This is a genomic window from Kordiimonas laminariae (assembly GCF_023008165.1).
Lineage (GTDB): Bacteria > Pseudomonadota > Alphaproteobacteria > Sphingomonadales > Kordiimonadaceae > Kordiimonas > Kordiimonas laminariae.
Genome location: NZ_JAKQZA010000002.1, coordinates 191,760 through 212,685, shown reverse-complemented (window position 1 = coordinate 212,685; position 20,926 = coordinate 191,760). Strand labels below are relative to the sequence as shown.

Genomic DNA, 20,926 nt, shown 5'->3' with positions numbered 1-20,926 from the left:
TTAGTCTTTAGGTAACCATGTTTGGAGGAAGGCAATACTGTTGCCTCCCATTACCTTGCGGATATCTTCTTTGCTGACATTAAGTTTCAGAAGTTCTGCGGTGATATGGGGAACCATATTGCTTGGGATAGCTTGTACAGAACCATCCCAGTCAGAACCTAGTGCAATATGATCTGCGCCTACAAGTTCAATGCCGTATTTGATGGTTTTAGCAATGCCAGCGGGTGTTGGATCACATACTGCCGTTTCCCAGAAGCCGATGGCGATCAAGCCTCCTTTGGCGGCAATAGCTTTCATCAGGTCATCAGAAAAATTACGAGGGGTATCACATGCGCCCTTGAGGCCAGTATGAGATACAACGGGCGGTCTATTGGAAAGGGAGAGCACATCATATGCCATTTCCTCTGAGGCATGGGCTAAATCAATGATAATTTCCAGCTCATCAAAGCGCTTAACGGCCGCTTTTCCAAAATCGGTTAATCCCGCTTTGCTGGTACCATGGAGCGAGCCGCCCAGAGCATTATCAAAAAAATGAGTAAGCCCAAACATGCGGAAGCCAGCATTATACATGCGGTCTATATTGTTGATGTTACTCTCTAAGGGGTGAGAACCTTCGGTACCAAGCAATACCGCAACACTGCCACCGTTACTGTTTAGGTAAGTTTTGAAATCTTTTTGGTTACGAATCCACGCAAGCTGCCCTTCTGAAGCAACAACATAATCAGTCAACTTATCAGATTGATATAATGCGCGTTCCAGAAGGCTGTTGATAGTTGATAGAGGCCAGCCCTGTATAGCGGCCAGCATGGTGATATTGTCAAAGGTATCAGCATTGTTGGAATGCACATTCTGACCTGACGGAGACTTAGTAACTGTTGTAAGCATTTGTATGCTGATGTTACCCTCTTTCAGGCGCGGTAAATCTACCAAGCCATAGTCATTCCGCTTCAGGAAGTCTCTGTTCCAGAGCAGGCTATCAGCATGCCAATCCATGATGGTAAGACTATCATGAAATGCTTGGGGCTCTGCTGATATCGGGGATGCATTATACTCAAGGAAGGGGTTGAGTTTACTATCAATTGCTTTTGGTCCAAAGATACGGCCAGCACCATATGCTAGCAGTAAAATAACAACTAGACCTATCGATAGTTTTTTCAGCAACTTCATGATCTATCCCCCTATTTGCTACCTGTAACTGTATGGTACTTTTTATACGCGGCAAGAAAAAAGGGGGCTGAAAGCCCCCAAGTTGGTTACAGAAGTATAAATTCCTGATTAATTAGTATTGGTTTCCGGTGTCCTTGGTGCAGGTGATGGACGCACTGAACTACGTGGTTGAACCGCCGGGCGAGGAGCCTGTACTGGCTTCTTCGATAATTGTATTTGGTTCATACTTACTTCTAGTTCAGCAAGCGCACCTGCTAAGTTGCCAATGTGATCTCTCAGACCGGACTGTTCATTAAGAAGACGATCATATTCCAGGAACTTTTCTTCTTGTTCGGCCAGGAATTTTTCGAGTTCTTTTTCATTTTTTGAGCGATTTAGTTGCCCTTTATCGAGTTCTTTCTTGAGCCGTTCAGCTTCCTTCATAACGCGGTTCATTTCACGCTCGACTTCTCTTTGTTCTCTGACCAGTTGGCGTTGAACATCACGTAATTCACGAAGTTGGGTGCGCCATTCATTATTCGCGGCACGAGCGGCGCGTACGGCTCTTTCTTTATCAGCCTTTCCGGCAACCAAACGTCTCTCATGGTCGCTACCAATGGTGTCGATAGCTTCTTCCATGGCTTCACTTAGCTGGCGCGAAGACGGCATCTGACGTTTGATCTTGCTCAGGATTAGACGTTTTTCGTAGTCACTATCGATTAGTGCAGCTGCTTCAATCACCTTCAGCCAGTCGTTTACACCCAGTTTGTTATGTTGAATAAGGGTGCTTAGAAGAAGGCGTTTCTCGTAATCACTGTCCATGGTTTCAAAAGCTGCCTCCAAAGTAAGGTTTATACCCTTAGAAGTTAGGCTACCGTTTTTGAGAGCCTCAGAGAGAAGAAGGCGCATTTCGTAGTCGCTATCAATCTGTTTAGCGGCAACCTCGATAAGTTTTTCAATGTTATCTTTATTAACGGTTTGGCTATCTAGAACTTGTGCCAGCATCAAGCGAAGTTCATAGTCACTGTCGATGTCAGATGCCAAATCAATGAGATTGCGGATATTTTTATCGTCCATGTCAAAGCGTTTGATAAAAGTATCTGCTAGCAAGCGTTTTTCATAGTCGCTATCAATTGCCTTAGCGGCCTTAATGATTTTTGGCAGCATGCTTGATGGAATGTTATTCTCGGAACGAAGCAAACCAGAGAAAGCAAGGCGCATTTCATAATCGCTCTCTATCTTTGAAGTGGCCTTAATGAGATCAGAAACCTCGCCTGATTTCAGTTTCGCTGTTGCCGCTAGGCCCGAGATGTAAAGACGGCGCACATAGTCAGTTTCAAAGCCATTGATTTCTTTAATAACGGCTTTGGCGCCTTTGGCTTTCACCAGATACTTGATGCGTTCTTTTGCTTCAAAGCCATATGAATATAGTTTTTCCAGACTGGCGTTTAGCCATTTTTGGCCCTTTGCATCAAACTTGGTTTTGTCGCCATCAACCCAGTATGTTACCGAGCGATCGCCCCCGACGTTCTTGATGCGGATTTTTCTTTCATCACCGTTTTTATCTTCCGATTTCAGGGTGAATTGACCACCGTTAACAACAGAAATAGTGTTGTCTTTATGATCAATGGAAAATCCTTTTTTCCACTGTACATTGATGCGGTCTTTACCATCATGCCAATTCATATTACCTGAATCGCGTTTGCGATCAAAGGTGATGCCGCGTTTGCCACCTTCAAGGCTAATCGCTGAGATGTCTCCAGCGTTAGCGGTTGCTACAGCAACTTCAGGAGCCTTGATCTCAAAGGTTTTCAGTTCGCCTAGATTAGGTTCGGCTTCATTGCGAATATTGGTAAAGTCTGGTTCTAGTGGTTCAAAAGCGTTGAACTCGCTATTGCCTGCGCCGGCGAATTGGATACTTGGGATGCCCAAGCTCAGACCAATAACGCCCACGCTAACAAGTGCCTTTGCAGATTTAGCGCTTGTTTTGAATGGAGTGTCTTCTGCTTTCAGAAGACGCTCCACCCGGTGCCTCAGGATTGACTTGTTTCCAGCCATTGCTAATCCCCATTCTATATGTCGTGTCTCATGTATTTTTGTGGCGCATGTATATAGTGCGTTTGCTACTGAACGGCTGCTTTGAATGCGGCTTGCAGCCCATTCATCTGCGGCTAGTTCTGCAATATCTGTCAACCGCTTGCGCGCCAGTAAAAATAGCGGTTGAAAGAAAAAGAAGCGGGTTAAAAGCTGAAGGGCGATCAGCATCTGCGGATCTTTTCTCAGCATATGCCCAATTTCGTGTGCCAAAAGACTTTTAAACTCATCTCGTGGCATTGTTTCAAAAGCCCAGTCAGGTAAGCAAATTTCACGCTTTGGTAAGCATACCGGGCTGTTGATATCACTTGATTTGCTTAGATAAGGAACGTGTTTGATGTCAGCTTCTTCGCAGATTTCACGAAGAACAAGATTGGCATTCTCTTCAGCGCCAACACGAACGCGGCTACCTAAATTGTGAATGGCACTGCGGTATCCAAGCAAAAGGCCCGTTACGGCAAGTAAACCAAGCACAATCCAGGTCACGACCGCTAAATCAATCGTTCTCAATTCATAAAAAGATGTACGAGTTTCTTCTGGAGCTGCTTCCCGAATAGGCAGTGTATCTTGAATAGGTTTTGTAGGAGCAGGGAACAAGTTACGCTGCTCTTCCAGGATTGTAGCATCCAGTTTTTCTTGTGCTGTCTGCTTTTCCTCTAACGCTCCAATACCAGAAGATTGCTTTGTTGAAATTTCTAGGAGAGGACGACGTTCCGCAATGTCGCCCGCGATTTCTACCATGTTTCTGTCGTTGATAACGACTTCTGGAGAAATTAGATTTGTAAAAGGTAAAACGGCAATAAACGAACCAGCAATAGCCGCTTTCCAGGCTCTCTCCGCTAAATCCGGTGTGTTGATGAGCCTGATTTTTTCCATCACCCAAACTAGAAGTAAAAGAGTAGAACTTGCGATCATGAATTTGACAAGCAGATCAAACAGTGGAAAGTCCATAAAGAAATCAAGCATCTTTTTTACCCCCATCTAACAGTGATTTTATATCGTCCAGTTCAGATTTATGAATGTCACCTTCGCTCACCAGATGAGCTAATAAGGCTTTGCTATCGCCTTTGAAGAGTGTGGAAATCAGGTTGGAGACCATCGAGCGTTTTACATCACCATCGGTGATCAGAGCTTTATATACCCTTTGACGTCCCTCAGTACGTGAGGAGAGTACTTCACGCTTCTCTAGTCTCGACAGGATTGTACCAATCGTGGTGTGTGCCAAGCCTAGATTTGACAACTTTGCTTGAACATCGCGGGCTGAGCCTTCTCCCATACTCCAGAGAGCTTGTACGACCTGATATTGCTGCTCGCTTAGCTTAATGTTACCTGCCACTTTATTTCTCCACTACTACATGTGTAGGAGAATGGATACTACAGGTGTAGTAGTAAGGCAAGCGAAAAATTTCTATTCAGAGATGAAGCGCTGATATTCATCGTTGCAGGCCGATTAAACACTTGAAATAGCTGATTTCTTCAATAAGGTACCCATGGGGAAAAGAGAGGGACTGGAATGACGTTGGATTTGCCTACGTTATCTTTTGCTGTAACTATAGTTATGGCGTTGTCGGCGTTTATTTTGAGTGCGCATTGGTTGGTCAATAAACATATCGAAGGGCTTGGGGGAGCTGCTTTAGGTATGTTGTTAGCCGCTATTGGCGTTCCTCTTCTTGTTTTTGCTTCGCTCCCTGCATCAGAATTATTATCCTTTACTGGCCAACTGCTTGTTATGACTGGATTTGGTGCTATCTGGTTGGGCACTGCGGCCTTCTGGAAAAAGGGGTGTAGAAGCAGAAGGAGACTTCTCTATATTTTTATTGCTCTTGGTGCGTCTGTTTTAGCCAAAAGTATCCTTGACCCTAATAAGGCAGGTGAGGATTTATACACCATCTATTGGTTGACAGCACTATTTGCATTAGCAACCGTGTTAGTAACAGTCAGGGCCTTGGGTGGCCTAAAAATGGTATATAAAGGGATGATAAGAAGAACGGCCATTGGTGCTGTTCTGGTTATTTTATTATTTACTGCTCACGGTACTTATATGTTTGGTGTCGGTGTCGTTAATTTTATAGGGCAAGAAGCACTTTTGCAGGCCTATAATTTCTCCGTCATCACTCGGATAGAGCTAATTCTCTTTTCCATTTCTTATGCTTTGATAATGATAATAATCACGGCGGAGAAGTTGCAAGGGCAGTTACGCACTCAGCAAATGATAGACCCGCTAACAGGTGCTTTAAACAGAAGTTGTTTTCTAGAGGTTATGCGGGCCACCGTTGCAAGAGCAAAGCGTTATAGTGAACCTGTTTCCATTATAATGCTGGATATCGATCGGTTCAAACGCGTTAATTTGGAACATGGCCGCGCGGTAGGTGATCAACTGCTTAGAGATCTGACCTCACTCATTATGCAAAAACGTCGCGCACAAGATGTGATCTGCCGCTTCAGTGGTGAAGAGTTCATTTTGATGATGCCGCATACCAAAGAAGAAGGTGTGAAGATGGTCGCTGAACGGATACGCCATAAGATCGCTGCCGCAGCGTTCTCTACATCAAAGGGTGTTCCAGTTAGTTTAACAGTAAGTGTTGGCACTGTTACTGCTCGTGGTGACGATCTTGAGGTAGACGGTATGTTGGATATGGTGGATAGAAGGATGCACCATGCCCAACAATTACATTTTGATAGTGTAGAAAGCGTAGGCGGCTGAATTAGAGCCGCTCCACCTCAAAGCAACCTATTGAATAACTGGCACCAAACGAGCAAATCAAACCTAAGTCACCTGTTTTAAAATCACTCTTGTATTTATCAAAAGCAATCAGGCATCCAGCGCCCGCGGTATTTGCGTATTCATCAAGAATAATTGGTGCTTCATCCTGGCTTGGCTCTTTGCCTAGTAGCTTCTTTGTGGCGAAAATATTCATGTTGATGTTCGCCTGATGGAGCCAGAAACGCTTGTAGTCTTCAACTGTGCGTTCGTTCTTCTCTAAATACCCATTTACCAGGTCAATTACCTTTGGCAGTAGTTCCCGGAACACAACACGGCCGTTCTGCTTAAAACGGTATTTTGGATCAGAAATATCTTCCGGCACCAGAAGATTACGAGTACCAAACGTCACCTGAATGTTTGGGGAGTATTCCGTAAACAACTTGCGATCATTAATACGGAAAGCTGTTTCTGATTTTGTTTCGGTTTCTCGTTCAAGAACAATCGCGACAGCACAATCACCAAAAATGAAATGGCTATCACGGTCTTCATAATCCATCACTGGTGTGAGGTATTCCGCTGTTACAACAAGTGCTTTATTAGCCATACCTGATTGCAGTGCATCGCATGCGGTAGAGATGCCAAATGTGGCGCTGGAACAGGCCATGCCCATATCGAAAGCGAAGCCTTTTGCGCCGATCATTGATTGTAGCTCACAAGCCATGGAAGGTAGGAAGCGTTCCCAAACAGAGGCAGAGATGATAACCATATCAATCTCTTCACCTTTTAACTTGGCTTCCTTAAGCGCTTTTTCAGCAGCTGCGAATGCCATCTTAACCTGGGCAGGCGTATCAACTGGGTTTTCAGGCGCTTCTTCAGAGAGATTAGGGTGCATGCGGCTAACGTCGATAGCACCTTTACCTTCCATCATGTAACGGCTCTTAATGCCGGACGCTTTTTCAATGAAAGGTACTGAGGAGGGCTGTTTTTCTACCGCGTCACCAGAAGCAATCGCTTCGGCGTTATCTGCATTCCAGTTTTCTGCGTAAGCATTATAACTTTCAACCAGTTGTTCGTTGGATACAGCATTTGGCGGCGTAAACACGCCGGTGCCGCTTATAACAACCCCACCCATAATATGTCCCTTTTATCGGCTTTTTAGCCTTGCTTGTTTTTAAAGTTTTTCAACGAGCAAACTACCGATTGAATAGCCTGCACCGAATGAGCAGATAATACCTTTATCGCCAGACTTTAGATCAGCGCGGTTTTTATGGAAAGCCACAATTGAGCCAGCGCCAGCTGTATTGCCGTATTCATCAAGTACGGTTGGGGCTTCATCAGTTTCTGGTTCGCGGCCCAGCAGTTTTTTAGCAGCAAACATATTCATGTTGATATTGGCTTGGTGTAGCCACATGCGGTTCAGGTCTGAAACCTTCAGACCCTCGGCTTCCAACTGTGTTGAGATAAATTCTGTTACAAGCGGTAAAAGTTCTTTGAATACTTTGCGGCCTTCCTGAACAAAGAACATATCTTTGCGTAGCATGCTGTTATCATCAATGCGTGTTAGCGGGCCATAGTGAGAGCGAATATTGCTTGAGAACTGTGTTTCAGCTTTTGTGCCAGTGATTTTCCACTGGTCATTCCCTTTAGCAAGATCGGCACGCTCCAGAACAACTGCGGTAGCGATATCACCAAAGATGAAATGGCTGTCGCGATCCCGGTAATTCACCATGGTTGAGAAAATCTCTGGGTTTACCATGAGAACCCGGTCAGCCATTCCTGATTTAATGGCATTAACACCAGCAAGCAGACCATATGTGGCACTTGAACAGCCCATAACCATATCAAGGGCTGATCCACCGGTGCCTAGATGGTGTTGCACTTCGATGCCGATTGCCGGGAAGGCCCGCTGCATAACGGCAGATGAACAGATAAGATGATCAATGTCACCAGCATCAATGCCCGCAGCTTCAATAGCCATTTTAGCGGCAGCAATACCCATTTCAGCTTGAATACACGGTTTATCCTGATCACCGTGAGCTTCTTCAGGTAGCTTGGACATCATACGGTTCAAATCCATCACGCCTTCAACTTCAATCATGTGGCGGGATTTGATGCCTGACGCTTTTTCAATGAAAGCCGCGCTTGAGTGTTGTTTGGCAGTTACGAGGCCTGCTTCAATATCTGCGGCATTTTCTGCATTAAACTGGTCAACATGGTCGTTAAAAGCGGCAACCAATTCTTCGTTCGTTATTTTATTTTCCGGTACAAATACACCTGTACCTGAAATAACTACATCAACCATGTTCCATATTCCCTCAAACTCGAAGGCTCGAAATATTTCAAGCGTGTTACATTGGCGCACAGATATACTGCCTTTTCGCCGTTCCGCCAACAGTTCATTCACCTGATTGTGAGGAAACAAAAATATCCTTAGTTTCCTGTAGGATAGGGAGAGGGGCTGTGCTAGAAAACACACATGTCTATTTGGGGTAAAATTATTGGCGGTACTGCAGGCTTCGCGTTAGGTGGGCCTATTGGTGCTCTCGCAGGTTTGGCTGTAGGAGCGGCGGTAGATGCGGGTGTAAACGCATCTCAACCACCTTCTGAGGCGACCAAGCATATTACATTTACTATTGGTGTAATTGCGCTTTCGGCAAAGATGGCGAAAGCGGATGGGCGTGTAACTCGTGAAGAAGTAGATGCCTTCAAACAGGTTTTTAAAGTGCCACAGCATGAAATGGCAAATGTGGGTCGTGTATTCGATACTGCAAGGCAGCATACGGCTGGTTTTGATGCTTATGCAAAACAGATTGCTGATTTAATGCATGATAACCGTCGGGCGCTTTCTGATGTGCTTGATGCACTTTTCTTCATTGCACAATCTGACGGGCATGTTCACCCCAATGAACTCAATTTTATCCGGGCGGTTGCGAAAATCTTTGGCTATTCCCAACAAGAAATCGATGAGTTGGTATATCGCTATCATGGTGCTGATCCTGATTGCCCATATGCTGTTTTAGGAATTAAACCAACAGCTACGGATGCTGAATTGAAAAAACATTACCGTCAGTTAGTGAGGGATAACCATCCTGATAAATTGATTGCGGCAGGTGTGCCAAGTGATTTGATCGCGGTGGCAACGCGCCGGGCTGCAGAAATTAATGCTGCGTACGATAAAATTGTGCGGCAGCGGGAAAAGGAACCTGCCGGTGCAGTTTAAGCATATTCTTCTAGCGGTACTGGTAACATTAGTTTGGGGGCTTAACTTCGTTGCTGTGAAATGGGCAGTGGTTGATTTCCCACCGCTTACAGCAAACGCCATTCGTTTTCTTATTGTATTTTGCTTTTTTGCGCCGTTCTTTAAAATAGTTAAAGGGCGTATGAAGATATTGCTGGCTGCAGCTATTACTCTTGGAGTGCTACATTTCGGTTTTGTATTTTGGGGTATGAAACTTTCCGGCGGTGTTGGAGCTGTAGCAATTGCTTCACAGTTGGCCGTGCCGTTTTCCACACTGTTAGCCATTATTTTCCTGAAGGAAGCTGTAGGATGGAAACGAGTAGCGGGTATCGCTATTAGTTTCGGTGGCGTTATGGTTCTTGGTTTTGATCCTGCTGTTTTCAGTTATATTGATGGCTTGCTTGTGGTTATCGGATCAGCGTTTTTATATGCGGTTTCTGCCATTTTTATGCGTTTTCTGAAAGATGTTCCTGCGATGACTACTCAAGCGTGGGTGGGATTAGCTGGAACGGTTGGTTCTATTGTTTTGTCGTTACTTTTCGAAAGTAATCAGGTGGCGGCAGTTACTGAAGCAACATCGCTTGCATGGGGTGGAGTAATTTATAGTGCGATCGGTTCATCGATTGTTGGTCACGGTCTGGCGAATTACTTATTTACCAAATATGAAGTCTCTGTAGTATCTCCGTATTTCCTCTTGATGCCACTCTTTGCTATCTTGGCTGGAGTTATAATTCTAGATGAAGAAATTACATCGAGAATGCTCATGGGCGGTATGTTAACTGTACTTGGCGTGTTGATCGTAACGCTCCGGAACAAGCAAAAGCACTCCAATATAGCTACCAGTATTGATGAATAAATTGATTTCACACCCATCACCAAATTGGAATGAACGTCCCACTGGTACAGTGATTGATACGGTGATTATTCATTATACAGGTATGAAAAGTGGGCAGGACGCACTAGAACGCTTGTGTGATGAAGATGCTCAAGTTTCGGCTCATTATCTTATTGAAGAAGATGGAAATCTCTTTCAATTGGTGAAGGAAGATAAACGTGCTTGGCATGCTGGTATTTCTTATTGGCGTGGTATGAATAATCTAAACCATAATTCCATTGGAATTGAGTTAGTGAACCCAGGTCATGAATTCGGGTATCGGGGTTTTCCCGAAAAGCAGATTGCAATGTTGCTGAAGCTTCTAAAAGATATTCATCAGCGGCATGATATAGTGCCCGCGAATGTCATTGGCCATAGTGATATAGCACCAGATAGGAAAAGTGATCCCGGGGAATTATTCCCTTGGGGGTATTTAAGCGCCAATGGTTTTGGGCTTTTTTCTCAAGAAACTGGTGAAAGCACCACTCAGCTTCTTAAGAGGGATGATAACGGAAAGGCTGTTGAAAAAATGAATAGTCTTCTAAAAATTGTTGGTTATAATATAACAGAAATAAAAACCTTCACTCAAGAAAGTGAAGATGCCTTAAGAGCATTTCAGATGCATTGGCGGCAAAGGGCTGTGACGGGTGGTTATGATCGAGGTACAGCCATTATCCTGCAGGATATAGCAGGGAAAATAGCGAGAGATGAGGACATAAAGTGAAAAAACTTGTTATAGCGACATTGATGATGTCGGCGTCATATTCTGGTCATGCTCAGGAAGTGAGCAGTTCTGACAGACCCAATACTCATACATTGAATTGTTTGGCTCAATTGAACCGAGATTGCGCAATTAAGGCTGCTCTTCAAACAGTGATTGAAGAAGATTTTGGTATTCAACGCGCAAAGATACTCATTGGTGTAGCACGGTCGATGATTGCTACTGGCAATACTCAGGACGCGCAACAAACACTTATGTTGGCATTGGATGAAGCACGGTCAGTAAATTTATCATTGGTTACATCAGAAAAAATCAGTGAAATTGCACCACTACTCGCCAAAGCGGGTGATACAGCTGGGGCACTCGCGCTTGTGCAAGAACTTTCTCATAAGACTGTGAAAGACATTACCTTGCTGAGGATTGCTGAAGAATCCGCTGCGGCTGGAACGTTCGCAGACGCTAGAGTAGCTCTGGCGCAGTTGAGTAACCCTAAGCGTGCTTTTTGGCGCGAGATCAGCTTATTCTCTCGTGCTGATAAAGAAACAATTGGTGCTGCGGACCGGATAACTGTTGAAGAGATTGTAAGAACAGAAGAAGCAGCTGAGTTAAAGTACCGTGGTTTTATTCTACTCTCTATTATGGCTGAGAAGATGGGGGAAACTGATTTGGCGGCAAAATATCTGCTTGAGGCGGATGAGTTTTTCCAATCTATTCTTGGGCAAAATATGAAAGCATTTATCGCGGCTGATCGTGCGCGTGCGATGCTTGAGGCGGGTCTCAATACACAAGCGGAAGACAGTTATGCGAAGGCAATTGGATACGCTGGCCGGTTGCGTGCAAAAGGACCTCACGTAACGTTTGCAGACAAAATTGGTTCCGTTGAGGCTGCGAGCGGTCATTTGAATAGAGCTATCGGCCGACTTGCCTATTATGATGATGTGAAAGAAAAGGTACGTTACCTGAAGCATCTGAAAGTAGGGCGGCCTGCAGAAGAGTTGCAAATGGCTTACAATGCAACACTGGATGAGATCGCTGCGATGGATGGCGCCTATGAGCGTGATGTTATTCGTCTTGATCTAATGGAAGCTGCTATCTCAAATCAGGATTTAGTATCAGCAAAGAAGATTGTTGCTGCCGTTGAAGATGATGATAACCAAGCCTTTGCTTTGGCACTATTGGCTCCACTCGTTCATTAAAGTTATATACTTTTGAATGTAAAAAGGGCTGGTGTTTGCCAGCCCTTTTTTTATTGCGTTATGGGTAGGATTGGTTCCGGGTTTTTAGGCTTCGGCAGCTCGCCAGGTGCGCTTACTCTTCTGCGCCGTGTTAGGAACAAGAAAGCGGCTGGTGCAAAATAAAAGCTAACAACCATGGAGAGGAATGCTCCGCCTGCAATAGCTACTGCGAACGGCGGCCAGAATGGGCCTCCGGCAAGAATAAGGGGCATAAATCCACCTACTGTGGTGATTGTTGTTGAAAGAATGTGGCGTCCTGTGCTCATCACGCCTTTCACAACAGCTTCAGCATCGCCGTTACGAGCATCTTCTCTGCCACGTAGTTCAGAGAGGATTACGATAGCTGCGTTAATCGCAAGGCCCACAAGTCCCATGAGGCCAAAGATCACCACAAAGCTGAGAGGGTAGTTAAAGAACCACATGGAAAACAGGCCAAGTCCTGCGGCCTGAACTGCGGCTGCTAATGTAACAAATGCTAGGCGGAAGCTATTAAAGGTGAGCACGATCGCGAGCAGCATAAGAACTACTAACATACCAGCTGTCCCAAAAAGTTGGCCAACAGCTTCGTCCCGTTCTTCAGATTCTCCACCAAATTGAATGGTGTAACCGGGAGGGGCTTTCAAATTGGCTTCCGCAAGAGCTACTTGTACTTCCTTGAAGGCATCTTCAGGTAAAATACCGAACCTGAGAAAGGCCTGTACTTTGTTCATGCGTTCACCGTTCCAGTGTTCTACCGCGCCTACCTTAGTCGCGAGTTTTACATCGGCTACTGCAGAAACGGGGAGATCAGCAAATGATTGATCAATTTCTCTACTGCGTTCGCCGCCCATCAGGCTCATGTTTGCGATTGATTCAATATTCATACGACTGGCGCGGTCAGCTATCAGGCGTACTGGAACCTGCTGAGTTTGTTCAATTACATATGTTGCGATGATGCCGCTGGTTAAGCCTTGTAGTTGTTGTTCCACTTGTTTGAGGGATAATCCCGTCACGGAAACATCATCTTCTCTGGCTTCTACGGAAACCATAGGCCGGCCAGCTTTCAGGCTCGTTCGGGTATAGGTAACGTTCGGTACCTCGGCGAGAATGCTGCGGGCTTGTTCACCAAGTTCTTCAAGAACTTCAAGGTCAGGCCCAAGGATACGAAGTTCGATAGGAGCCTGAATGGGTGGGCCACTGCCTAATTCCCGAACAAGAATCATCGCTTCAGGTAAGAGCTTGGTCAGTTCTTCCTGAAGGCGGGGAATAAGTGTTGTTATCTGCTCAAATGTTCCCACCGTTACGGCGGCTTCAGAGATGCTTACAACACCGTCGTTTGCCGCGATCATGCTGTAATAGAATTTGGCAGGGCGCGTTCCAATAAACCAGTGAACACTTTCGATTTCTTCAATTTTCTTCAAGTGCCCATTTACAAATTCTGTTGCCTTACGGGTTTCTTCAATAGAAGCCTGAGCAGGCATGTAAACTTGAATGCGGAATTGGTTGCGGTCGCTTACCGGAAAGAACTGCTCTGTTAGCTGACCAGCAAGTGCAAAACCTGCAAGCGGAATTGCTGTCGCCACAACAATGGAGCGAAGTGGGCGTTTCACTGACCACCGAAGGCTGGCTTCAAAAGCGCGAGCGAGCATGCCGCCATCAATGCCGTCACGCCACCACACCCGCTTCACTGGACCTTTCAGTACTTCATCAGGGAGGCGGCCTTCAAGCATCCGGCCTGCTACTGCGGAAATAATCGTGAAGGCAATAATATATGAAGCGACAAGAGATGCAATCACAGCTGCAGGTACGCCCAAGAGAAAGTCCCCTGCGTTTCCAGGCATAAGGACCAGCGGCATGAAGGCAATCACAGTGGTCATAGTGCTGCCTAGAAGGGGGACCCATAATTTCCTCACTGTTTTAGCAACTGCGGTGGCACGTCGTTCACCTTGCAGGCGCAGGTGTTGGATTTCATCTGTAATTACGATGGCATTATCTACCATAATGCCAAGGGCTACAATTAAGCCTGTTACAAGAACCTGCTGAATGCGGAGCCCAAACATATTGGTGATAGCAAGCGCAGCAAGGAGCGTTAACGGCAGAATGGAGGCTGAGACAAGGGATGCTCTCCAACCAAGAGATACTAAGAGAACCCCAAGTACCACGAGGGCACCAACCGCTAGATTACCCATCAGGCCATCAAGGCGTTCATCCGCATATTCGCGTTGATCAAATATGCGGTCCAGATGAATACTGGCAGGTAGTGTCTGCTCAATATCGGCCATCAGGGCAGCGATCTGGTCAGACCACTGGTCGATCCGGGAATCCTCGAACATTCTTGCAGCAACGACCACGCCGTAATGACCGTCAAGATATGTCAGGCGTGATGGTGGGTCTTCAAAGGTGCGCGTAACTGTTGCAACATCACCAATGCGCAGGCTAGCGCCGAAGGCATCCTGCCCAATTGGAATGCGCTGGATACGGGCGATATTATCAATGGCGCCTGTCACCTGAACCACCATGCGGTTTTCGGTGCCCGCAACAACACCTGCTGCACCGCGTGCATCAGAACCTCGGATCATGTTTGCAACTTCAGCCATAGTTAGGCCATGTGCTGCAAGTCTGCTATCGTCAACGGTGATACGGATTTCTTCTTGTGGAAGGCCAAGTACATCTACGAAATCTGTTCCGGAGAGGTTTCTAAGGCGGCTTTCAACTTCACGTGCGTGCCGCCCCAAAATCGCATAATTGATTGGGCTGTCTGAATGCCAGGTAAGTGAAAGAATGGCAGAGTGCGCATAAATGCGTGTATCTGAAAAATCTGGTGCCGTAGCACCTTCAGGTAAATCAGTTACTTCAGCGACTTTATCTCGGAGGCGTGCAGTAATGGGCTTTGCATCAGTGATGCGGTCTTCCAGTGTAACCGTGATCAGAGAATTACCGGGGCGTGATGTACTGCGTACTTTTTCCACCTCGGGGATTTCACGAATTTTACGTTCAAGTTTTTCTGTGACCTCAGCTTCCACGCGTTCGGCATCTGCTCCAGGATAGAATGTCGTTACCTGGATTACTCGGCTTTCCATGTGCGGGTCTTCAAGACGAGGCATGGTGAAGAAGGCGTTAGTACCTGAAATGACAATTAGGAGTAGGAGTAACCATACGACCCGGGGATGATTATAAAGAGAGCCTTTCATCTATAGTCTCCCTTTACTGCGCTGCACGTACGAGCTGGCCAGGTGCAAGCCTGTTCATACCGTCCGCAACCAGAATATCACCATCTGATATAGTACCTGTTACGAATGCCCGGTTGCCCTCGGTATAGAGGATCTGTACGTTCTCAAAGCGTACTCTTTGGTCACCACCTTCCTGATGTACTTTATAAACGCGCCACAGACCGCGTACATCAGATGACAGTGCGCGAATAGGGAGCCATGCACCATGTGCATCTTGTTCATCATTTACAACAGCATTGATTAGCTCGCCTCGAGTGGCGCGATTTTCCGGAAGATCAAACGTTACCATCATTGTCCGGGTCTGGCCGGTGATGATGGGAACAATAGAGCGAACCGTTGCTCCTTCAATAATTTGTCTTTTACCGTCTCTTAGTTCTACGGAAGCACCGGTTGCGATACTGTTTGCATGCTTGGGCGGCATGCCGATATGGGCTTCCATGCGGCTATCTTCTGTAATTTCTAGAACGGATGTGCCTGCACCAACAACGGTGCCTTCATCCACCATGCGCTGTGTAATGGTGCCGCTAAACGGTGCTTTTATTGAAGAGCGTCTGATATCTACATCAAGTGTACGCAAGGAAGCGTCCAGGCGCTTCAGGCGGGCTTTTAACGTGATTGCATTCGCTTCGGCCTCATCAAGCCGCTGTGCCGATGCATGGCCGCTTTTAAATGTCTCTTCAGCACGTTTTAAGGTCCGTTCTGCAAGTTTAAGAGATGCAGTTACTTCTTCTTGCTCAGCAATCAGTTGGCTTTTGCTGGCTTCAAGGCGGGACGTGTCAAGGCGGGCTATGACATCGCCTTTGGTAACCTGCTGACCTAGATCAGTGGATATCTCTGAAACTGTTCCGCCGAGCTCAAATGCCAAAGGGCTGATGCGGCCTGCTACAGCACGGCCTGTGAATGTGCGACGTGATACATAGCTGTCTTCAATCTTTACAGTGGTAGTTTTGATTGGAAGGGCAGATATTTTTTTTGAGACATCTTCCTGGGCCGTTAAACGTAAGCCGAGGGCGCTGGCCAAAAGGCCAGCAGAGATAATGATTGCTCCAGCTTTTAACAAGCGGGGGGAGGAGCTGGGGAGTTGCTTTTTCATGCCATCGTAATCCGAAATATTTAAAACGGTTTTACGGATATATAGTATTACTGGACTTATTAGTCTAGTAATTATTTTGAAATGTGATATGATCGAAACCTAAGAAAGCCGTAGGGTTTTTGAAAAGTTGAGGTAATATCTGGACTTATTAGTCTAAAAAATAATAGTTATAGGTGGCAGATTTATTTCAGTTGCGCTAAATGTTTGCTGAAATATGTACGATTATAGAACCTGTTCTGGATTGAAGATGGTTGACAAAAGTGTCTTGAGCGAAAAAAAGTCTAAGCCTTCACGTGGACGGCCGCGTGATGAAGGTAAGAATATTGCGATAACCGAAGCCGCTAGCGAACTTTTCATGGAGCTGGGCTTTCAAGGCACCAATATGGATAAGATTGCTAAACGGGCAGGTGTTTCAAAACAAACCGTTTACAGTCATTTCGAATCTAAAGAGGTTTTATTCGCTCGCGCTATTTCAATGGTGATTGAACGTCATAGTCCTGCAAATGTTTTGGAAAATCTGGAAACGCATTCCCTTGAAAGTGACCTGCGTATTATTTGTGACAGTTATGCGCGGCTTTTGATAAGCCCTGAAGCAATGTCGATGGAGCGTCTTTTGGCTGACGAAGCTGTTAAGGGGCCTGAGCTGGCGCAAATTTTCTGGGAATCGGGGCCAAAGATTATGCAGGAAGGTATCAAGGATTTCCTTCGGTCTTGGGCTGATAAAGGTGAGTTGAAAATAGAGAATTACAACAAGGCAGCAGCTTTGTTGACAACTCTTTTAAAGGGCAAGTTGCAGTTCAAATGGTCTATCGGTCTGATCTCTGAAGTGACGGAGCAGATGATACAGGAAAACATTGATGATACAGTTGAAGTGCTTTTGGGTCTTTACAAGGTAAAATAAAAGGCGCTCTGAAAATCAGTGCGCCTTTTGAAATCTGATATGTGCAGAAATTATTTTGAACCGTCTTCTGATTCTAACTGTGGGCCTTTACGCTCAGTACCAAGATAATTTGCATTGCCTGCATCTCCTTGAAGGTTGGAAGGCAGTGTCTTGATCTGGTCTTCGGTCTTAGGACCCAATGTTGTATCAAAAATAATTTCTTCGCCCTTGCCTTCAAAAAGGCTGCATGCCGAAAGACTGAATAGGGCTGCAATTGCTAGTAACTTTTTCATTATAAAAACTCTTGCTGTGTCACAAGTACCTCTTAAGCGCGGACTGTGCCCGAAATAAGGCTGGTATGCAACAGGCTTGACGTTATTCCCTTAAAATGGCTATGTGCATGCAGCAGATGGCTGGATGATCGCCGCTTGGTGTATGCTGAGGGGAGGAAAGTCCGGGCTTCACGGAAACACGGTGCCGGTTAACGGCCGGCGAGGGTGACCTCAGGGAAAGTGCCACAGAAAGCAAACCGCCTGTGCTTGCATGGGTAAGGGTGAAAGGGTGCGGTAAGAGCGCACCGCGCCTCTGGTAACAAAGGCGGCAGGGTAAACCCCACCGGAAGCAAAACCAATTTGAATGATAGCCCTTTTGGGGCAGGCTCTGTTTCCGAGCTATCATTGTGGTAGGTTGCTTGAGCTTGTTGGCAACAATAAGCCTAGAGGAATGATCATCACTGGCGCATGTCAGGACAGAACCCGGCTTACACGCCATCTGCTGCTATCTTTTCTTATGCTCACAATAAGTTTGTCCCTCTTGTAATTGCTTTCTTCTGATTTAGAGTGAAATCAAACCAATTTGGGGAGAACATATGTTTAGGGTTGGGAACCTGATTTCAGGCTTGTGTGCAGCGGCTTTATTAAGTTCAGTTGCCTTTGCAGATTTTGCAGAAAAAACGAAAGATCTGGAAAAGAAAGATGGATTGATCACCACATATGTTGATCATGACGGAGCTAAAGTTCTACTGGCGCTTGACAAAGCCAGTGATAATACCTTTGGTCGCTATATTTATGCATACTATTTAACAGGTGGTTTGGGGTCTAACCCTCTTGGGCTTGACCGTAGTTTGCCTGGTGGAACGGAGATTTTAACCTTCCGCCGCGCTGGCAAGAACATGTTGGCCGTTATTGAGAACCAAAGCTTTAGGGCATCTGCAGATAACCCTGCCGAGAAAAAGGCTGTCAGAACCAGTTTTTCGGAATCTGTTATCTGGTCTACGCCGATTGTTGAATTTGATGAAAAAACAGGTAAGGCACTGATTGATCTTAGTGGTTTTCTTAAGCGAGATGCCGTAGGCGTTGCTGCCAGATTAAAACGGAGAAATCAGGGGAGCTACCGCATTGATGGGAAACGCTCTTATGTGGACACGGAAGATGCCCATGTTTTCCCGATTAACCTGGAGTTCGATGCTCATCTCACTTTCGCAGGTACTAACCCAGGTGGTGAAATTTATGCAACAACGCCGGATGCTAATTCTGTAACGCTCATTGCTCATACTACTTTTTTGAAAATGCCCGATGATGGCTATGAAGTACGCCATTCTGATGAGCGCGCTGGCGTTATTTCTTCTTCATATGTGGATATGTCAGCCCCGCTTGATGGTAATACGGTGGTGCAACTGGCTAGACGTTTCCGGCTTCAAAAAGATGAAAATGGTGATGTGATTAAGCCGATCGTTTTCTATATTGATAATGGTGCTCCGGAACCTATTCGTTCTGCTCTTCTTGAAGGTGCGAATTGGTGGACGGAAGCCTTTGAAAAAGCTGGTTTCCCAGGTGGGTATCGGGCTGAAATTCTGCCTGAAGGCGTTCATCCGCTCGATGCTCGGTATAACGTCGTGAACTGGGTGCACCGTGCTACACGGGGTTGGTCTTATGGTTCTGCGCTACATGATCCACGTACAGGTGAAACTTTGCGTGGTGTTGTGTTGTTGGGCTCTCTGCGTGTGCGTCAGGATATCAAAATCTTTGAGGCTCTTTCTGGTGCATCGAAAACGGGTACGGGTGAGAAAGATGATCCGGTAGAGTTGGCGCTTCAACGTATCAGGCAGCTTTCAGCGCACGAAATTGGCCACTCTCTTGGCTTTTCTCACAATATGGCTGGGAGCTCATATGGAGATCGTGCCAGCGTGATGGACTACCCTGCGCCGGATGTGCGTGCGGTGGGAAGTGGTCAGCTTGATTTCTCGCGTACTTACGGCGTTGGTGTTGGTGGTTGGGATAATTGGGCGACCAAATTCCTTTATGCTGAATATGACGATGAAGAAAAAGTAGCGCAAGCAAAGCTGGTGAAAGAAGCTGATCAAGCTGGCCTTCTTTATGTGTCTGATCCTGATAGCCGAAATATTGGAACTGGCCACGCTAAGGGTGCTCTTTGGGATAATGGTTCTGATCTCGTTGCTGAATTAGATAATGTTCTAAAGGTGCGTGAAATTGCCATGAGCAATTTTGGTGAGCGTAATCTCCGTAAAGGTGAAACATACGAGGCGCTGCAAACTAAATTTGTGCCTCTCTATCTTTATCACCGTTATCAGCTACAGGCTGCGGCTAAGTCTTTGGGCGGATACGAATTTGAGTATCGCCATGAAGGTGATGGTCGGAATGCACCTGTGCGGGTTGATTGGAAACAACAACAAGCCGCACTTGAGGGGCTTTTAAAAACGGTTGCGCCTGAGGCGCTTGATATCAGTGATGAAACTCTCACAGTTCTGTCACCGGTTGGTCGTCCAAATGGTGATCCGCAATGGAACCGAGAAATTTTTGATGCAGTGGCAAGGCCTGTATTCAGTGAAGCTGAAGCAGCTGCGGTAGCTGCGGACCTTACGTTTGATGCGCTGCTGCACCCAGCGCGGCTTGCGCGCTTGGCTGAGCAAAACCTGTCCGGGCGTGGTAATGATTTGGCCTTTGTACTCGCGCGAACAATTGATTTTATAACGGGCACAGCACGTGGTGATGATGCTAATATAATCGCTCTTCGTATCGTTGTAGCTTCAAGATTGATGGAACAATTAATTACGCTTAATGATCGCCCGAGGACGTCTGTGATGGTGCGTTCAGAGGTGATGAAGGCGCTTAAAGATTTAAGGCTGCGTTTCATTGATTGGCGCCGCGGCTATAGCTCAGCAGGTAGCGCTATGGCGGTGCGAATTGAGAATGCTTTGGCGAGAGCTAAAACACCTGCTGTTAAAAATCCAGATAATCCTGATGTTCCTCCGGGTAGCCCGATTGGTTCTGGTGAAGCAGAGGCATGTTGGCACTGTGAACCTGTTGAGTTTAACTGACGTGTAATATCTTGGTCTTGGGGTGGTCTGGGTTTTTATGGGAATCGGATCACTTGTAAGACGGCTCCATGGGAAAACATGGGATAAATTGGAAAAGAGGGCGTTTTCGCCCTCTTTTTTTGTGGAATTGGGGAGTATTCGGGTTCTGATGCTTAGAAAATTAAAATTCTACAAGCGGAGGAACATAAAAAGAACATGTGGCCTTAATGCTATGTTTTTACTGAATTAACTTCATTTTAAAAAAAAGGAAAGGCCCAAGAAAAATACATATAGTCCCATAAAGTCCCATTGACCCACTATTAAATCCCATGATATCCCATAAGGGCATAGATGACGATCTATGTGCTTGCTTTTCGTTTGGCGGCGAATGGCGAGGGGGAATCAGAGGGGCGAGC

15 protein-coding genes and 1 other RNA gene are annotated in these 20,926 nt (G+C 46.0%); 8 read left to right on the top strand and 8 right to left on the bottom strand.

From position 1 onward, the window contains the following. The 3 genes from MF542_RS04395 to MF542_RS04385 all read right to left on the bottom strand — a co-directional run bounded on the left by MF542_RS04395 (position 1) and on the right by MF542_RS04385 (position 4,576). A complete protein-coding gene (locus tag MF542_RS04395; protein ID WP_247016360.1) occupies positions 1–1,167 on the bottom strand; it encodes a dipeptidase in 1,167 nt (388 codons plus the stop codon). A gap of 108 nt (positions 1,168–1,275) precedes the next feature. Further along, positions 1,276–4,206, bottom strand: a complete 2,931-nt coding sequence (locus MF542_RS04390; RefSeq protein WP_247016358.1) for a M56 family metallopeptidase — start codon at positions 4,204–4,206, stop codon at positions 1,276–1,278. Next, complete coding sequence (locus MF542_RS04385; protein ID WP_247016356.1) at positions 4,199–4,576, bottom strand: BlaI/MecI/CopY family transcriptional regulator; 378 nt, start codon at positions 4,574–4,576, stop codon at positions 4,199–4,201. Before MF542_RS04385 ends, MF542_RS04390 begins: the two co-directional genes overlap by 8 nt. Before the next feature lie 177 nt (positions 4,577–4,753). On the opposite strand from MF542_RS04385, the gene MF542_RS04380 reads away from it, so the two are divergent. Next, on the top strand, positions 4,754–5,944 hold the full coding sequence (locus tag MF542_RS04380; RefSeq protein ID WP_247016354.1) for a GGDEF domain-containing protein: 1,191 nt from the start codon (positions 4,754–4,756) through the stop codon (positions 5,942–5,944). Position 5,945: 1 nt separating this feature from the next. Here MF542_RS04380 and MF542_RS04375 read toward each other — a convergent pair whose 3' ends face one another. Both MF542_RS04375 and MF542_RS04370 read right to left on the bottom strand, forming a co-directional pair. Continuing rightward, positions 5,946–7,076 carry a beta-ketoacyl-ACP synthase III gene (locus MF542_RS04375; RefSeq protein ID WP_247016352.1) on the bottom strand — a complete coding sequence of 377 codons (1,131 nt, stop codon included), beginning with the start codon at positions 7,074–7,076 and terminating at the stop codon, positions 5,946–5,948. 39 nt (positions 7,077–7,115) lie between these two features. Next, complete coding sequence (locus MF542_RS04370) at positions 7,116–8,246, bottom strand: beta-ketoacyl-ACP synthase III (protein ID WP_247016350.1); 1,131 nt, start codon at positions 8,244–8,246, stop codon at positions 7,116–7,118. 174 nt (positions 8,247–8,420) lie between these two features. Here MF542_RS04370 and MF542_RS04365 point away from each other — a divergent pair, with 174 nt between their 5' ends. Genes MF542_RS04365 through MF542_RS04350 form a run of 4 tightly spaced genes read left to right on the top strand, consistent with a single transcriptional unit; the run spans position 8,421 to position 11,973 of the window. After that, complete coding sequence (locus MF542_RS04365; RefSeq protein WP_247016348.1) at positions 8,421–9,164, top strand: TerB family tellurite resistance protein; 744 nt, start codon at positions 8,421–8,423, stop codon at positions 9,162–9,164. Next, positions 9,154–10,038: a DMT family transporter gene (locus MF542_RS04360; RefSeq protein ID WP_247016346.1), complete on the top strand. Its 885-nt coding sequence runs from the start codon at positions 9,154–9,156 to the stop codon at positions 10,036–10,038. Before MF542_RS04365 ends, MF542_RS04360 begins: the two co-directional genes overlap by 11 nt. Positions 10,039–10,087: 49 nt before the next feature. Beyond that, on the top strand, positions 10,088–10,780 hold the full coding sequence (locus MF542_RS04355; protein WP_247016344.1) for an N-acetylmuramoyl-L-alanine amidase: 693 nt from the start codon (positions 10,088–10,090) through the stop codon (positions 10,778–10,780). After that, the gene (locus tag MF542_RS04350; protein ID WP_247016342.1) at positions 10,777–11,973 is read left to right on the top strand and encodes a hypothetical protein; all 1,197 of its coding nucleotides are present in this window, start codon (positions 10,777–10,779) and stop codon (positions 11,971–11,973) included. Before MF542_RS04355 ends, MF542_RS04350 begins: the two co-directional genes overlap by 4 nt. Positions 11,974–12,023: 50 nt before the next feature. Here MF542_RS04350 and MF542_RS04345 read toward each other — a convergent pair whose 3' ends face one another. Together MF542_RS04345 and MF542_RS04340 are read right to left on the bottom strand one after the other, a co-directional pair. After that, positions 12,024–15,182, bottom strand: a complete 3,159-nt coding sequence (locus MF542_RS04345; protein ID WP_247016340.1) for an efflux RND transporter permease subunit — start codon at positions 15,180–15,182, stop codon at positions 12,024–12,026. 13 nt (positions 15,183–15,195) lie between these two features. Then, the gene (locus MF542_RS04340) at positions 15,196–16,314 is read right to left on the bottom strand and encodes an efflux RND transporter periplasmic adaptor subunit (protein WP_247016338.1); all 1,119 of its coding nucleotides are present in this window, start codon (positions 16,312–16,314) and stop codon (positions 15,196–15,198) included. A 247-nt stretch (positions 16,315–16,561) separates the two neighbouring features. On the opposite strand from MF542_RS04340, the gene MF542_RS04335 reads away from it, so the two are divergent. After that, positions 16,562–17,215: a TetR/AcrR family transcriptional regulator gene (locus MF542_RS04335; RefSeq protein WP_247016336.1), complete on the top strand. Its 654-nt coding sequence runs from the start codon at positions 16,562–16,564 to the stop codon at positions 17,213–17,215. A 50-nt stretch (positions 17,216–17,265) separates the two neighbouring features. Here MF542_RS04335 and MF542_RS04330 read toward each other — a convergent pair whose 3' ends face one another. Continuing rightward, positions 17,266–17,487, bottom strand: coding sequence for a hypothetical protein (locus tag MF542_RS04330; RefSeq protein ID WP_247016334.1), 222 nt, complete (start codon positions 17,485–17,487; stop codon positions 17,266–17,268). Between the two features lie 112 nt (positions 17,488–17,599). Between MF542_RS04330 and rnpB the strand changes: the two genes are divergently transcribed. Both rnpB and MF542_RS04320 read left to right on the top strand, forming a co-directional pair. Continuing rightward, an RNA gene (rnpB, locus tag MF542_RS04325) (RNase P RNA component class A) lies at positions 17,600–17,973 on the top strand. 89 nt (positions 17,974–18,062) lie between these two features. Then, positions 18,063–20,531, top strand: a complete 2,469-nt coding sequence (locus tag MF542_RS04320) for a zinc-dependent metalloprotease (RefSeq protein WP_247016332.1) — start codon at positions 18,063–18,065, stop codon at positions 20,529–20,531. Positions 20,532–20,926: the final 395 nt, after the last annotated feature.